12 protein-coding genes are annotated in these 15,348 nt (G+C 71.0%); 3 read left to right on the forward strand and 9 right to left on the reverse strand.

All coding sequences use genetic code 11. From position 1 onward, the window contains the following. Positions 1-85 precede the first annotated feature (85 nt). Together AB0H83_RS27690 and AB0H83_RS27695 are read right to left on the reverse strand one after the other, a co-directional pair. On the reverse strand, positions 86-313 hold the full coding sequence (locus AB0H83_RS27690; RefSeq protein ID WP_360099397.1) for a DUF397 domain-containing protein: 228 nt from the start codon (positions 311-313) through the stop codon (positions 86-88). Continuing rightward, complete coding sequence (locus AB0H83_RS27695; RefSeq protein ID WP_360099399.1) at positions 313-1,161, reverse strand: helix-turn-helix transcriptional regulator; 849 nt, start codon at positions 1,159-1,161, stop codon at positions 313-315. Before AB0H83_RS27695 ends, AB0H83_RS27690 begins: the two co-directional genes overlap by 1 nt. Positions 1,162-1,511: 350 nt before the next feature. Between AB0H83_RS27695 and AB0H83_RS27700 the strand changes: the two genes are divergently transcribed. After that, entirely contained in the window at positions 1,512-1,772 is a 261-nt protein-coding gene (locus AB0H83_RS27700; protein WP_360099401.1) for a hypothetical protein, read from the forward strand. 43 nt (positions 1,773-1,815) lie between these two features. Here the strand turns inward: AB0H83_RS27700 and AB0H83_RS27705 are convergent, their stop codons facing one another. Continuing rightward, positions 1,816-2,673, reverse strand: coding sequence for a PASTA domain-containing protein (locus AB0H83_RS27705; protein ID WP_360099403.1), 858 nt, complete (start codon positions 2,671-2,673; stop codon positions 1,816-1,818). Positions 2,674-2,824: 151 nt separating this feature from the next. Here AB0H83_RS27705 and AB0H83_RS27710 point away from each other — a divergent pair, with 151 nt between their 5' ends. Further along, positions 2,825-4,321 (forward strand): hypothetical protein, encoded by a 1,497-nt coding sequence (locus AB0H83_RS27710; RefSeq protein WP_360099405.1) that lies wholly within the window; start codon positions 2,825-2,827, stop codon positions 4,319-4,321. A 375-nt stretch (positions 4,322-4,696) separates the two neighbouring features. Here AB0H83_RS27710 and AB0H83_RS27715 read toward each other — a convergent pair whose 3' ends face one another. Beyond that, complete coding sequence (locus AB0H83_RS27715) at positions 4,697-6,172, reverse strand: glutamate--cysteine ligase (RefSeq protein ID WP_360099407.1); 1,476 nt, start codon at positions 6,170-6,172, stop codon at positions 4,697-4,699. 278 nt (positions 6,173-6,450) lie between these two features. Beyond that, positions 6,451-7,029 carry a YceI family protein gene (locus tag AB0H83_RS27720; RefSeq protein WP_360099409.1) on the reverse strand — a complete coding sequence of 193 codons (579 nt, stop codon included), beginning with the start codon at positions 7,027-7,029 and terminating at the stop codon, positions 6,451-6,453. A gap of 96 nt (positions 7,030-7,125) precedes the next feature. On the opposite strand from AB0H83_RS27720, the gene AB0H83_RS27725 reads away from it, so the two are divergent. Next, positions 7,126-7,608, forward strand: a complete 483-nt coding sequence (locus AB0H83_RS27725) for a MarR family winged helix-turn-helix transcriptional regulator (RefSeq protein WP_360099411.1) — start codon at positions 7,126-7,128, stop codon at positions 7,606-7,608. A 242-nt stretch (positions 7,609-7,850) separates the two neighbouring features. Here AB0H83_RS27725 and AB0H83_RS27730 read toward each other — a convergent pair whose 3' ends face one another. The 4 genes from AB0H83_RS27730 to AB0H83_RS27745 form a co-directional block, all read right to left on the reverse strand. Then, a complete protein-coding gene (locus AB0H83_RS27730; RefSeq protein ID WP_360099413.1) occupies positions 7,851-10,202 on the reverse strand; it encodes a helix-turn-helix domain-containing protein in 2,352 nt (783 codons plus the stop codon). A 64-nt stretch (positions 10,203-10,266) separates the two neighbouring features. Beyond that, a complete protein-coding gene (locus tag AB0H83_RS27735) occupies positions 10,267-12,555 on the reverse strand; it encodes an MMPL family transporter (RefSeq protein WP_360099415.1) in 2,289 nt (762 codons plus the stop codon). 48 nt (positions 12,556-12,603) lie between these two features. Continuing rightward, a complete protein-coding gene (locus AB0H83_RS27740; RefSeq protein ID WP_360099417.1) occupies positions 12,604-13,761 on the reverse strand; it encodes an acyl-CoA dehydrogenase family protein in 1,158 nt (385 codons plus the stop codon). Between the two features lie 12 nt (positions 13,762-13,773). Continuing rightward, positions 13,774-15,276: an acyl-CoA carboxylase subunit beta gene (locus AB0H83_RS27745; protein WP_360099419.1), complete on the reverse strand. Its 1,503-nt coding sequence runs from the start codon at positions 15,274-15,276 to the stop codon at positions 13,774-13,776. Positions 15,277-15,348 lie beyond the last annotated feature (72 nt).

A 15,348-nucleotide genomic window follows, 5' to 3' on the forward strand; every position in this document is an offset into this window, starting at 1 on the left:
CGAATACAACGAGGACCGGCCCGGTCCGCAACGGCGGTACCACCGTCGCGGGCCGGGCCGGTCGATTGCAGACCTGGCGTGTCACTTACGCGAGATCGAATTCCCCGTCCTTGGTACCGCCGACGAATGCCAGCCACTCCTCCGGGGTGAACAGCAGAACCGCCCCGCCCTTGTCCTTCGAGTCACGGAGCGCCACAGCCCCGCCGACGAATGCGACCTCGACGCAGTTGTCCGAGTACGGACCGCTCCGGGTGCTCTTGCGCCAGTTCGCACCCTCGAGGTTCACGCTGAAGCCCTTGGCCTCGATTTCCACTACAGCTCCTTTGTCAGTTTCACAATCATTGATACTGACTCGTCCGGACGGAGTGCATTGGCGCGCAAGTAGTCAAAGATGAATCCGTAGCGCTGAAGCTCGTCGTCCTTCTCGAGAAAGAGACCGCCGGCCGCATTCGACGCGAACACGAAGTTTTGCCCGGCAGACTCGTCGTACAGCAACATCGTGAATGTCCCGTCCATCCCGGCATGTGCACCGGCGGAGAAGGGCAGGACCTGGAGGGTCACATTCGGCCACCCGGCCGCCAGGCTCAGATGCTCAAGCTGGCGGCGCATGACCGCTCTTCCGCCGACCGGGCGGCGCAGCACAGCCTCGTCCAGCACCACCCAGAGATCGATCGGGTCATCCTGAGTGACCAACGACTGGCGGCTCATACGGACACGGACGCGTTTTTCCACTTCCGTGACGCTGATGTCGGGGCGGGCCGCATGGATCATGGCCTGCGCGTACTCCTCGGTCTGGAGCAGACCGGGCACGACGAGCGCCTCGTAGGAGCGGATGTGGTCGGCGGCCGCCTCAAGGCCGACGTAGGCACCGGTGAGCACGTCGCCGTAGAGCTGCCACCAACCCTTCTGGCGCGCCTCCCTGGCGATCTTCAGCAGCTGGTCGGCGTATTCCGGCTCGACCTGGTAGATGTCCAGCATGTCGCGCACGTCGCGCGGCGTGACACCGGTCTGTCCCGTTTCGATCCGGGAGATCTTGGAACCGGAGCATTCCAGCCGCTCCGCGACATGATCAATGGTCACGTGCGCCGCCTCGCGGAGCCGGCGCAATTCCATCCCGAGCTGCCTGCGTCGCAGCGTCGGGCTGCCTCGTCGACTTGCCACGCGTCGCACCTCCGCCGGGCCACGTAATTCGGATACGTATAGATCAGCGCAGCATCATGAAGCAGCGCAACCCGGCTCCGGCCCGACATTTTCGCCACGACCCGAGCGGTTCGCCACTTGAGGGCGGCTCACTCATGCGTGCGATGGAATTTTCGTCTTGCAAGTTGCAATGGTTCCTGTCCTCGGGCAATCTGTCGGTGTGGCGGCGGTTACGGTCTGTTCATCTTCGAGCCATCGAGACGACCCGTTCTACCTCCGCGGACGCAGCGACAAACGATCGAGCCGATCGGCGGTTACGGCCTGGCCGTGACCGACCTTCCCCATGCCGGCGGATGACGGGAGTCTGAACTGTGTTACCGAAGACCGGTGACGTGCTGCGCGTGACCAAGGCCGCGAGTGTGCAGTTTGTCCAGCCGATGCTGTTCCGGGTGATCCGGGTGCACGACTGGCAGACGTACGACGGATGGGCGTGGCTGGACGGTTACCAGCTCAACGCCATGGGCGACGCGGTCGAGCGCCGGTCGATCTTCGTCCAGCTGCAGGGACTGCAGCCAGGATTCCTCAAGAGCACCCACCGGGCCACCGCCGCCCGCATCCCGGTCTCCGCCTGACCGGCGGACCCCCTCACCAACCTGTCGATCTCAGCCACCGCGATCAGTCCGCCGACGGTGACACCGAGTTCTTGGACGGTGCCGCCGTCGGCGCGGTCGCGACGTACAGCGTGACGGTCTCGCCGGCGTCGACCATCTCGCCCGGACCCGGGTCGGACTCGAGCACCTCGCCGGGCTGGACGGAGCCGTCGGCGCGGCGGACCACCTTCACCTCGAGCCCGAGCTGCTGCAGCTTGATCGTCGCCTGTGCCAGGGTGTTGCCGCGCAGCGGCGGGATCGTGGCGCTCGCCGGGGGTGCCGCCGTCGTCGCCGAGGGCTCGGCGGACGTGGGTGGCGCACTCGTCGGTGGGGGTGTCGGCGACGGTACGGCGGTGCTGCTCGTCTCCACGCCCGGCAGCTGGTCCGAGGGTGCGTTTTCCCCGTCGGCGGTGGCCTGGTAGATCAGGTAGAGCCCGAAGCTGAGGGCGCCGACCAGCACCAGCGCCACAACGCCGACGATCACCGGCGTGAACCACGACCTTCCCTGGTACGGGTCCTCCTCCACCCACTCCTCCGGCGCCGGCTGGCGCAGGGCCGGGTCACCCGGTTGGGGGACATTGGCCCGGGCCGACCACCGGGGCGGCTCGTCGTGGCCGAGCGGACCGCCGATCCTCGTCGCGCCGCTGTCGTCCGGGCGCAGGGGCGAAGTGCCGCCGCCGATCCTGGTCGCGTCCGGATCGGTGGGCCCGGTCGGCCCGATTTTGGTCGCATCCGGGTCCACCGGAGGATTCCCCGGTCCGATCCGGGTGGCGTCGGGGTCGTCCGGCCGCCGGCCCGCCGGCCCGATCCCGGTCGCGTCGGGGTCGTTTCCCGAGGACGGCGGTCGATCGAACGGAGCGGTGGCGTCCGGCTCGTCAGGCATAGCTTCCAGTTCACCATCTTGTCCGACATGTCGCCTGCTGGTGCACAGTTTGCCCGCCTCAGGTCCACCCTCCGCGACGGCCTCAGACACTGCGTGACGTTCCTGCGACATCGACTCGCCCGGGTGGACGGCTGGGCGTACGCTGCGCGGCATGGCCGCACGAAGCTGGGCAACCTCAATATTCACCGCGATCGGTGTCGCGGCGGGCGCGGGTGCCGCGCAGCTCGGGCTCGGCTACGGCCTGGGCATCATCTCCTGGCAGCCGACCGGTAACAGCGCGACCGTCTGGGTCAGCAGTCTCGCCTGGGTGGCGTGGCTCGCGGCGTCCTCGACGATCATCGGCGCGCTGTGCGCGGACCGGCTCAGCCCGGCCGACACCCCGGTGGCGGGTGACGCATCGACGCCCGCGGCGCACGCGTTGACCGCCGCCTGGCGGATCGTGATCGCGTTGTCCGCCGCGGTCGGCGCCCTGATCATCGTGCCGCTGGTCGCCGTGCCGTCGCGCACGCCCCGGCCCGACAACGTCGCGCCCTACTTCACCGCCGGCGGCTATGCCATCGCCGGCATCATCGTCGGCCTGCTCATCGCGGTCGGCGCGCTCGCCGCGCGGGCGATCGCCGCCAACGTCATCGCCTCGTCGGCGTGGCTGTGGATCCTCGCGGTCGTCGCGGTCGCCGACGTGGTCCGCGCCGACGGCAACCTCGCCACCGCCGCCCAGCTCGGCACCTGGCAGTTCACCGACGCGACCTGGATCCGCGGCATGGTCAACCTGCCGGGCGCGTTGCTCATGCTCGCCATCGCCCTGGTCATCGGCGCGCTCGCGGCATGGCCCGCCGGCCGGCGCGGCGACAACCGGGTCGGCGTCGCGGTCTCCGGCGCGGCCGGTCCGCTGCTCGTCGCCCTCGCGTACTTCCTGGCCGCCCCGGCGGTGGGCGAGCGCGACCAGCAGCTGTCGGCGTTCGTCATTGCGCCCTACGCGGTGCTCGCCGGTCTCGCCGGCTCGGTCATCGTGTCGGCGATCGGCCCGCGAGGCTCCCGCGCGCAGGCCCGGGCCGCCCGCAAGGCCGCCGTGGCGGAGCGGGAGGCGCGCGCCGCCTCCGACATCGCCGACTGGACGCAGGCGCTGGCCGACGCGGACGCCGCCGAGGCCCGCCGCCGCGCCGAGACGGGCGAGCAGCCCGACGGCGACGACCCGTGGGCCGCCGCGCCCGACCGCTCCGCCGAGCCGGTCACCATCGGCGCGGGCAGCAAACCGCCCGTCACCCCGGGCAAGGCGGCCGCCGCCACGGGCAAGGCACCGGCCGCCACCGGCAAGGCGGCCACGTCCAGCGGCAAGGCGAGCGCCACCGGCAAGAGCGCCGACCTCGACTCGGCGAAGGACCTGGAGTCCGACGCATACGCACCGGCCCGCGCTTACGGCGGCGAGTCCTCCGGCCGGACCTACGCGTCGGAGTCGGCGAACCGCGCGTACGCCGAGGACACCGTCAGCGAGGAGTCCGACACCCAGCCTGCGAGGTCGTCGTCGCCCGCCCGTGGCTCGGTCGAGCCGCTGTGGCCGTCGGACGCCGCGACGGAGACGCCGACCGAGCCGGCCAAGCCCGCCCCCGGCAGGGGCCGCGGCCGTGGTCGTGGCAGGTCGGGCGAGTAAGTGCGCTGACCACGAACGTTCCCGGGCGTTGGCGTTGTGCCAGGGCTGGTGGGCGTGGATCGCTGTGCCCGGGCGCTCGTCTGCGTATCACTGCCCGGGGCGTCGGGCTGCCGCGCCGCAGGTCGCGGCGAGTGGCCGGCCCCGTCGCGGCCGCGACCGGCTCACTTGTGATCTTGCCCGGTTGATCGAAGTCGCGCTGCGGTCAGCCAGACGACCGGGACGCGACTTCGATCATCGCGGTGGTCCGGCCGGCGGGACGGCCGGTGATCCGGCTGGCGGGACGGCCGGTGATCCGGCTGGCGGGACGGCCGGTGATCCGGCTGGCGGGACGGCGATCACCGGATGCCGCACGGGTAAAGCTGCCGCGCGCCGGGATCAGACCGGCCAGGTGTGGACGGGCTCGTTGGCGTGCAGGCCGGCGCTGTAGCGCTGCAGCATCTCCCGCAGCGCCGAGCGGCGGTCGAGATGGTGCCTGGCCTGCAGGTCGTTGACCGTGTCCGTCTGCCAGGCGGCGCCGTTGCGGCCGGTGCGGCACCGGCCCTCGATCACGCCGAGCAGGCGGTCCCGGGTGCCTGGGTGCACGCCGAAGCGGTCGAGTCCGGCCGACGCCAGGGGCAGCAGCTCGTCCAGTACCAGATTCGCAACTTGCACCTCGCCGCGCTCCGGCCACCAGAGACGGGCATCGAGTCCTTCGCGGGCGGCGGTGTGAAAATTCTCCTCGGCCGCGGAGAAGGTCATCTGCGTCCACATCGGACGATCCTGCTGGACGAGCTCGCCGACGAGCCCGAAGTAGAACGCGGCGTTGGCGACCTGGTCCACGACGGTCGGGCCGGCGGGCAGCACCCGGTTCTCGACGCGCAGGTGCGGCCGGCCGTTCATGATGTCGTAGACCGGCCGGTTCCACCGGTAGATGGTGCCGTTGTGCAGCCGCAGCTCACCGAGGTGCGGGACGCCGCCGGCCTCCAGGACCGCGACCGGGTCCTCGTCGTCGGTGATGGGCAGCAGCGGCGGGAAGTAGCGGACGTTCTCCTCGAACAGGTCGAAGATCGAGGTGATCCAGCGCTCGCCGAACCACACCCGTGGCCGCACCCCCTGCGCCTTGAGCTCCTCGGGCCGGGTGTCGGTGGCCTGCTCGAACAGGGCGATGCGGGTCTCCGCCCAGAGCCGCTTGCCGAAGAGGTACGGCGAGTTCGCGCCGACCGCGACCTGGACGCCGGCGATCGCCTGGGACGCGTTCCAGTACATCGCGAAATCCTCGGGCGCGACCTGCAGGTGGAACTGGACGCTGGTGCACGCGGACTCGGCGGCGATCGAGTCGGACTCGGCCTCCAGCCGCTCCTGGCCGCGGATGTCCAGCGCGATGTCCTCGCCGCGCGCGTTGATGATCTGCTCGTTGAGCAGCTGATACCGCGGGTTGTCGGACAGGTTGGCCAGCACCGTGTGCTCCTGGCGCAGCGTCGGCAGTATCCCGATGAGCACCAGCTGGGCGTCGGACTTGCGGGCCCGCTCGTCGGCGTGGACGAGGCTGGCGAGGACCTCCCGCTCGTACACGTCGAGGCCGTCGCCCTCGATCACCCGCGGCGCGACGTTGATCTCGAGGTTGAACTGGCCGAGCTCGGTCTGGAACGAGGGATCCGCCAGGTCGGCGAGCACCTCGGCGTTGCGCATGGCGGGCTGCGCGTCGGGGTCGATCAGGTTGAGCTCGATCTCGAGCCCCGTCATCGGACGGTCGGAGTCGAAGTGGAAGTCGTTGAGCATCAGGGCGAAGACATCAAGACATCGGCGGACTTTGTACCGATATCGGGCCCGATCCTCACGCGAGAAGGCCCCCCGGATGACGTCTTGCCCCATTTGCGTTTCCCCAAATCCCCGGCCGACCCCGTGGACCCTCCACGTTAAGAGGGGCCGGGATGTACCGCTAGGGACAAAACGGGCGCAACCTCAGCCTACGGTGAGCAAAACCTTGCAGAGGGTGGGAGATTTCGCCCACCCTCTGCACGATGGTCAAACTCTGGCATAAGCCGCTATCGGCGCGGATTCCGATCTTCCGCATGGCGCGCATATCGCGTGCCATCGCTGGCGTGTCGCGCGGCGGGCCGGCTAGCGGGCTCTCGCCCGCCGGGGCCGGCTCAGGCCTGGCGCACACCCTCGGCGCCGATCTCGATCTTGATCTTCTTGCCGACGAGCACGCCGCCGGTCTCGAGCGCCTGGTTCCAGGTGATGCCGAACTCCTCGCGGTCGATCTCGGTGGTCGCGCTGAAGCCGATGACCTCCTGACCCCACGGGCTCTTCGCGTGGCCCTCGAACTCGACGTCGAGCTCGACCTCGCGGGTGACGTCGCGGATCGTCAGGTCGCCGACGAGCTTGAACTCGCCGCCGTCGAAGCCGACCACGCGGGCGCTCTTGAAGGTCACCGACGGCCAGCGCTCCACGTCGAGGAAGTCGGCGCCCTTCAGGTGGCCGTCACGGTCGGCCACGCCGGTGTCGATGCTGGCAGCGTCGATCTGGACCTCGACGTGCGACTGCAGCGGGTCCTCGGCGATGACGATGGTGCCGCTGGCCTTGGTGAAGCCGCCGCGCACCTTGCTCACCATGAGGTGCTTGGCGATGAAGCCGACGCGGGTGTGGGTCGGGTCGAGGTCGAACTTGCCCGGCGTGGGGATGGTGACGCCGTTGAACTCGCGGGTGTTGGCGGCCGGTGCGGTCATGATGCCCTCCACATGTGCTGCAACGAAGATGATTGCAGCAGCAAATATACGCCAGGCAGACTCTCGTTTGTCAAGCTCTTCTGTTAGGATGTACCTGTGAGCGACGAGATGCTGGACGATCCGCGAATCACTGCCATGGGCCTGTTCGTCGAGGCATTCACCGGCGTGCACGCGCGGCTCGCCGTCCAGCTGGCCGAGCACGGGCTCGGCAACGTCGACTTCGAGGTGCTGGTCAGGCTCTCCCGTTCGCCCGGCGGCGAGCTGCGGATGACCGACCTCGCGGCGCAGACCGGCCTGTCGACGAGCGGCGTCACGCGGGTCGTCGACCGCCTCGAGCGCGACGGGCTGGCGACCCGCCGCGCCTGCCCGACGGACCGGCGCGGCTCGTTCACCGTGGTGACGCCGGCCGGCGTGGCCAAGATGCACGCGGTCCTGCCGGACCACCTCGCGCTGATCGAGGAGTGGTTCACCGGGCGGCTGTCACCACAGGAGCTGGAGGCGCTGCTGTCCAGCCTCCGCACGATCCGGGACGCGGTCCGGCCCGGCGCCACATCCGGCGCCGCGGCGCCCGCCCGCTGAGCGACCGAACCGGGAAACAGGGGAACGCTACCGGCAGGATCACCGGCAGCTTCCGCCGGTGCATGGCAATGAATGGCGTGCAAAGCCGCATTCCGGGTGAACGGCTTCGTTACTGTCCGGCCCGGGGAGGCACCGCACCACGGGGACCGGCACGGACGAAGCAGGTGGGGCGGCAACACGCGCCCGGGGGGTCTTCGTCCGTGCCCTCAACAACACGGACCGCCCAGCCAGTCACCCGCCGATCAGGCGCCTTCCAGCAGCGCACGCTCGCGCGGCAGGAGCGTCAGCCGGCCCCTGGCACAGATGCCGTCCAGGTCATCGAGGGCCCGCGCGCGGATCGCCGGCTCCGCGCTCGCGGCCAGCCCGGTGAGCGCCTCCAGCACGTCCCGGATGTCGTCGCGGCCGGCGAGCTGGTTGGCCGCCGCCTCGAACGCGGTCGCCGCCGCCGGCCGGTCACCCCGGGCCAGCGCCAGGTAGCCGCCGATCATCGCCGACGTACCGGCGCTGCCGGGCAGCTCGGCCAGCTCGACCAGGACGTCGGCCGCGTCCTGGAGCCGGCCCGACTCGGCGAGCGCCTGGCCGAGCGTGCCCAGCGCGCGGACGCGGTGCGTCGGGTCGCCGATCTCCGCCGACGCGGCCGCGGCGCGGCGGGCCAGGTCGATCGCCTCGTCGAAGCGGCCGTCCAGGCGGGCGACCTCGGCGAGGTTGGCGAGGGCGAGGGCGTGGACGCGGGCGTCGCCGGCCTCGACGGCGCGGCGTCCGGCGCCGGCCAGCCGGCGGGCCGCCGTGGCCAGGTCGCCGGCCCGGATGTCGTGCCACGCCAGGTTGTTTTGTGACACGGCGATCTCTCGCACCCGCCCGGTACGGATCGCCAGGCCGAGCAGCGCCTCGCTGTGCCGGCGTGACTCGTCAGGGCCGCCGACCGCCTGCCAGATCCCGGCGAGCACGCCGCGGGCGGCCAGCTCACCGGACATGTCACCGTGGGCCACGAGCATCTCGAGCGCGGCCTCGGTGGGCCACAGCTCCGCGAAGCCGCGCCCGTGCGCCATGGCGAGCATCCCGGCCGCGACCTGGGCGTTCGCCCTGACCAGCGGGTCGCAGCCGGCAGTACGCGGGTCGTCGAGCAACCGCCGCAGCAACTGGTGCGCCTCGACGTCGCGGCCGCGCAGCCGGCACCAGCGCGGGATGGCACCGGCGAGGCGCAGCGCCGTCACCGGGTCGCGGACTGAGGCGTAGCGCAGCGCAGCACGGATGTCACTGTTGAGGTAGTCGAGCCGGGACACGGCGGCGCCGCTGGCCGGCCCGGTGAGGTCGGCCGCGAGCCGGGCCGCGAACCTGGTGATGACCTGGGCGTGCCGGAGCCGGACGGCGCGCAGCTCGCCGTGCTCGACGCAGCGCTCGGCGGCGAAGTCGCGGACCACGTCCAGCAGGCGGAAGCGCAGGTCGCCCGGGCCGCGGACGCTGACCAGGCCGAGCCCGACGAGCCGGTCGAGCACCGCCTCGGCGTCGAACCCGAGCAGCGCCTCGGCCAGCTCGAGCGACCAGCGGCTGCGGAACATCCCGAGCCGGCGCAGAGCGGCCTGCTCGGGCTCGTCCAGCAGGTGGTAGCTCGCCGCGACGGCGTCGCGGAGCCGTTGCCCGTCGGGGTCGGTGGCGGCGAGGTCGAGGACGCGGTTGCCGTACCGGGACAGCAGCTCGGGCAGCTCCAGCACGCGCCCGCGGGCGGCGGCGAGCTCGATCGCGAGCGGCAGGCCGTCGAGGCGCCGGACCAGCTCGGCGACGGCGGGGATCTCCGCGTCCGGCACCGGCTCCCGGCGGACCTGCCGGAGCCGGTCGAGGAAGAGGGCGACGGCCGGCGCACGGCGTACCTCTGCCGGCGGACCCAACGCGTGGGGCAGCTCCAGCGGCTCGACCCGCCAGTCGACGGCGCCGGGCACCACGCCGGCGAGCGGGCGCCGGCTGGTGACGAGGATCTTGACCTGTGGCGCCCGGTCGCGCAGCCAGGTGATCGCCTTGACCGCGCTGCGATGGGAGCGGTCGATCCCGTCGAGCACGAGCAGCGCCGGGCGGTCGGGCAGCTCCTCGGCGCGGGCGACCCCGAACACCGCGGCGACCGCGGCGAACACGTCGTTGGGCTGCGACACGTCGGTGATCGTCACGGAGACCGCGGTGCTGGCGACCCGGTGCGCGACGGCGTGCGCGAGGCCGGTCTTGCCGACGCCGGCGAGGCCGACGAGCACGACCAGGTCGGTGCGCTCCAGCAGGTCGAGCAGCTCGGCGATGTCGGCGCCGCGGCCGATCAGCGCCGGCGCGGTGGGCAGCGGCAGTGTCGCGGGGGTCACGGTGCCGGTCCCGGCGAGGAAGTCCTCCCGGTCCACGCCGACCAGGTCCAGCGCGTCGGCGAGCAGCGTGAGGGTGCCCCGCTGCGGTCGCGCGACCCGGCCGCGTTCCAGCTCGCGGAGGGTACGCACCCCCAGCCCGGCCCGGCCGGCCAGCTCGTCCTGGGTCAGTCCCCGCGCCAGGCGGCGGGTCCGCAACGTGGCGGCGAACCCTGCCCCGGCGCCCCGCGGATCATGATCCGCAACTGGAGACATGTTGAGGAAGGGTACTTATCGGAGCCGTCCCGAAGAAGCCGGGCGTCGGAACCACGACGCTTATCTATAAGATTTCCGTGGGCGGTGGGTCCGTCTTCGGCTTGCCGCTGAGCGCGGGCACCTCGACGGTCAGTTCCTCCGACGATCGTGGTGCGGGCACCTCGACCGTCAACTCGTCGGCGGGCGAGGTCGACGCGGGCTTCTCCTTCGCGGTCTTGCCGGCCGGGGCCTTGGGCGACGCGGCCTTCTTCCGCGGCGCCGCCGCCGGGGCCGCGGCGCGCGTGGCGCCCAGCGGGGCGAGGAACTTCGGCGCCCACCAGTTCCAGTTGTCCAGCATCGTCATCAGCGCCGGCAGCAGCAGCCCACGCACCACGGTCACGTCGATGATCACGGCGACCGTCATGCCGACGCCGATCTCCTTGACCGCGACCAGCCCGCCGACCGTGAAGCCGAGGAACACGATGACGATGCAGATCGCCGCCGCGGTCACGACCGGTCCGGACTTCGTGATGCCGCGCAGGACCGCCCGGTTGGTGTCGGGGCGCTGGTCGTACTCCTCCTTGATGCGCGACAGAAGGAACACCTCGTAGTCCATCGAGAGGCCGAAGATGAACACGAACAGCAGCACCGGGGTGGTCAGGTCGATGCCGTCCCAGGAGTCGAAGAAGAGCGGCAGCTGCCCCCAGCCCCACTGGAACACCACGACCAGGATGCCGAGGGTGGCGATCAGGGTCAGCAGGTTCATCAGGACGGCCTTGAGCGGGATGACCACGGAGCCGGTGAGCAGGAAGAGCACCACGACGGTCACGACGAGCACGATGAGCGCCGCGATCGGCAGCCGCCGCGCGAGGGAGTCCTGGTAGTCGATCACCTCGGCGCTCGGGCCGGTGACCCACTTCGGGAACGGAGTCGGCATGGCCCGCAGCTTGCGCACCAGGTCGAGCGACTCCTGCCCGCCGACCTCGCCCTTCGGGGTCAGGTCGAGGACCGTCCAGCCCTTGGGCACGTCGGGCCGGACCTCCTGGCGGAAGACCTGCGCGTTGAGCTGGTTGTTGATCTGGTTCATGAACATGCGGACGTCGGCGCGCTCGGGGCCCGCCTGCACCAGCACCACGACGTCTTCGGGGTGGTTGTTGTTGAACTTCTGCTGCAGCGCGTCGTACGCCTGCCGCGCCTCGTTGCTGTGCGGCAGCGCCCGCGCGTCGGAGTTGGCGAAGTTCGCCCCGAGCAGCGGCGCGGCCAGCACCAGCAGCCCGACGGTCACACCGAGGGCGACCGGCCCCGGCGACTGCTGCGCCTTCGCCGCGAGCCTCGCCAGCAGATCCGTCTTGAAGGTGAACCGCCCCTCGCCGGCCACCGGAATCTTGTCCTTGGCGAGCGACAGCAGCGCCGGTACCAGCGTCAACGCGGCTACGGTCGCCAGCACGACGACGGCGGCCCCGCCGAGCGCGACGGCGGCGAGCAGCGGCTCGGCGAACACCGTCAGCCCCGCCAGGGTCGCCGCGACCGCGATGCCGGAGATCGCGACCGCCCGGCCGGACCGGGCGACCGCCTCGACAAGCGCCTCGGTCGGCTCGCGCAGCAGCCGCTCCTCGCGGAACCGGGCGACGATCAGCAGCGAGTAGTCGACGGCGAGCCCGATGCCGAGCAGGGTCACGACGTTGAGGGAGTACTCGCTCACCTTGGTCACGAAGCTGAGCCCGAGCAGGAGCAGCAGCGAGCCGGACACCCCGACCAGCGCCACGGCGAGCGGCAGTCCGGCGGCGATCACCCCACCGAAGATCAGCACCAGCACGATGAGCAGCGCCACCAGCGCGATGCTCTCGCCGATCGCCAGGTCGCGCACCGACTGCTCGCCGAACGCCCGCTCGGCGAGCTTCGTGCCGCCGACCGTGACCTTCGGCGCCTCGATCAGCTTCAGGCGCGCCTTGACCTTGTCCTCGAGCTGCTCGCGGGCGTCCTCGCCGAGCTTCGGGTCGAGCTCGACGCGCACCGTCGAGCTCATGTTGTCGGCGCCGATCTGACCGCCGGGGCCGTTGTAGAGGTCGTTGACCTCCTTGACCCCGGCCATGGCCTTGATCTCCTGGCTCGCCTTGGTGACGCTGGCGTTGAGCCCCGGGTCGTAGACGTCCTTGCCCTCGATGACGGCGATCACCATCGAGCCCTCGGGGGCGAGCTCGTCGATGCGCTGCTGGGCGACGGCCGACTCACTGTCGGCGCGGCTGGTGCTCGTGGTGGTGAGCCGGTCGAACAACCCGCCACCGAACACCGCGCCCGCCACGGTCACTGCCAGCCACAGGCCGATGACAGGCCAGCGGTGGCGGTCCATGAGCGTGCCCAGTTTCGCGAACATCGGAGTATGCAAGCACGACGCCCGCGCCGCACGATATCCCCCGTGTCGCTAGAGACCCAGCGACCGGGAGATGATCATGCGTTGGACCTCTGAGGTGCCCTCGCCGATCTCCAGGATCTTGGCGTCCCGCCACATGCGGGCGACCGGGGTCTCGTTCATGAAGCCGTAGCCGCCGTGGACCTGGGTCGCCTCGCGGGCGTTGGTGACCGCCGCGTCGCTGGCCTGCAGCTTGGCGATGGCCGCCTGGCGCTTGAACTCGCGGCCGTTGACCAGGCGCGACGCGGCGTCGTAGTAGGCCAGGCGGGCGGTGTGCGCCCGGGCCTCCATGTCGGCGAGCTTGAACTGGATCGCCTGGTACTCGCCGATCGACTTGCCGAACGCGCGGCGCTGCTTGGCATAGGCGACCGACTCGTCGACGCAGCCTTGGGCGAGGCCCACGCCGAGCGCCGCGAACGCGACCCGGCCCTCGTCGAGGATCTGCAGGAACTGGGCATAGCCGCGGCCGCGCTCGCCGAGCAGGTTGGCGGCCGGCACGCGGACGTCGTCGAAGCTCAGCTCGTGCGTGTCGGAGGCGCACCAGCCGACCTTCGAGTAGCCGGGCTGGACGGTGAAGCCCGGGGTGCCGCTCGGCACGATGATCGCCGAGAGCTCCTTGGAGCCGTCGGGGTTGACGCCGGTGACGGCGGTGACGGTGACCAGGGCGGTGATGTCGGTGCCGGAGTTGGTGATGAAGGCCTTCGAGCCGTTGATCACCCATTCGCCGGTGGCCTTGTCGAGCACCGCCCGGGTCTGGGTGCCGCCGGCGTCGGAGCCGGCGCCGGGCTCGGTGAGACCGAAGGCGGCCAGGGCCTCGCCGGAGACGAGCCGCGGCAGCCACCGGGCCTTCTGCTCGTCGGTGCCGAAGCGGTAGATCGGCATGGCGCCCAGGGAGATGCCGGCCTCCAGGGTGACCGCGACCGAGGAGTCGACGCGCGCCAGCTCCTCCAAGGCGACGCAGAGGGCGAGGTAGTCGCCGCCCATGCCGCCGTGATGCTCGGGGAAGGGCAGCCCGAAAAGGCCCATCTTGCCCATCTGGCGCACAATGTCGTACGGGAACGCGTGCCGCTCGTAGTAGTCGCCGATGACGGGTGCGACGACGTCGTTGGCGAACTCGCGGACGCTGAGGCGGAGAGCCTCGAGATCCTCGCCGAGGGTGAAGTCGACCATGACAGGTGCCTCTCAGACGGGCGTCACGCCGTGGCGACGGCGCGAGAATTGACGGTTCTTACCGGTGGCGGCGGCGAAGCGGCGGGTCAGCTCGTCGCGCAGCGCGGCCGGCTCGACGACCGTGTCGACGACCAGTTCGCTGGCCAGGCGCATGATGTCGATGTCGCGCTCGTACTCGGCGCGCTTCTCCGCGACGAACGCGGCGCGGGCCTCGTCGTCGGCCAGGGCGGCGATTTTGTTCGCGTACACCGCGTTGACCGCGGCCTCAGCGCCCATGACGGCGATCTTGGCGGTAGGCAGCGCAATGGTGGCGTCGGGCTCGAAACCCGGGCCGGCCATCGCGTACAGGCCGGCGCCGTAGGCCTTGCGGACCACGACACAGATCTTGGGCACGGTCGCCTCGGAGATCGCGGTGATCATCTTGGCGCCGTGCCGGATAATGCCCTGCTTCTCCACCGCCGAGCCGACCATGAAGCCGGGCACGTCGGCGAGGAACAGCAGCGGCACGTTGAACGCGTCGCAGAGCTGCACGAAGCGGGTCGCCTTGTCGGCGGAGTCGACGAAGAGCACGCCGCCCTTGAACATCGAGTTGTTGGCCACGACGCCGACCGGCTTGCCGTCGATGCGGGCGAACCCGGTGGTGAGCTCGCGCGCCCACAGCGCCTGGATCTCGAAGAACGAGCCCTCGTCGACGAGCCCCTTGACGAACCGGCGCATGTCGAAGGCCTGGCGCTCGCTGGCAGGGATCTCGGGCAGGCCCGTGGCGTCGGCCGCGGCGGCGACCGGTGCGGGCATCGTCCAGTTGGACGGCAGGTACGACAGGTACCGCCGGACCGTCTCGATCGCGTCGGCCTCGGTCTTGCACAGGAAGTGCCCGACGCCGGACTCCGCGCAGTGCACCCGGGCGCCGCCCATGGCCTCGAGGGTGGTCTTCTCACCCGTGACCATCTCGACCATGCGGTCGGAGCCGAGGTACATCGAGGCGTTGCCCTCGACCATCGCGACGACGTCGCAGAAGGCGGGGATGTAGGCGCCGCCGGCGGCCGACGGGCCGAACAGGGCGCACGCCTGCGGGATGCTGCCGCTGGCGCGGACCTGGGTGTGGAAGATCCGCCCGGCGCCACGCCGCCCCGGGAAGAGGTCGACCTGGTCGGTGATCCGGGCGCCGGCCGAGTCCACCAGATACACCATGGGGACGCCGGTGTCGTAGGCCTTCTCGATGATCCGGATGATCTTCTCGACGGTCCGGGCGCCCCAGGAGCCGGCCTTGACCGTCGAGTCGTTGGCCATCAGGCAGACCGGCCGGCCGTCGACGGCCGCGGTGCCGGTGATGACGCCATCCGCCGGGAGGCCTTCGGCCATGACGTTGGCGAACATGCCGTCCTCGACGAAGGTCCCCTCGTCGACGAGCAGCGCGACCCGCTCCCGGGCAAAGAGCTTCCCCCGGGCGGCGTTGGCCTTGTGGTACTTCTCCGCACCGCCGGCCTCGACGCGCTTCCGAAGACCCTCCACCATGGTGCGACCTCCGCAACAGCTACCTGAACGATCGTTATGCCTAACGATCGTTCAGGTTAGCCGAAGCGGAGG

Origin of the sequence: Dactylosporangium sp. NPDC050688 (genome assembly GCF_040654515.1) — a bacterium.
Taxonomy (GTDB): domain Bacteria; phylum Actinomycetota; class Actinomycetes; order Mycobacteriales; family Micromonosporaceae; genus Dactylosporangium.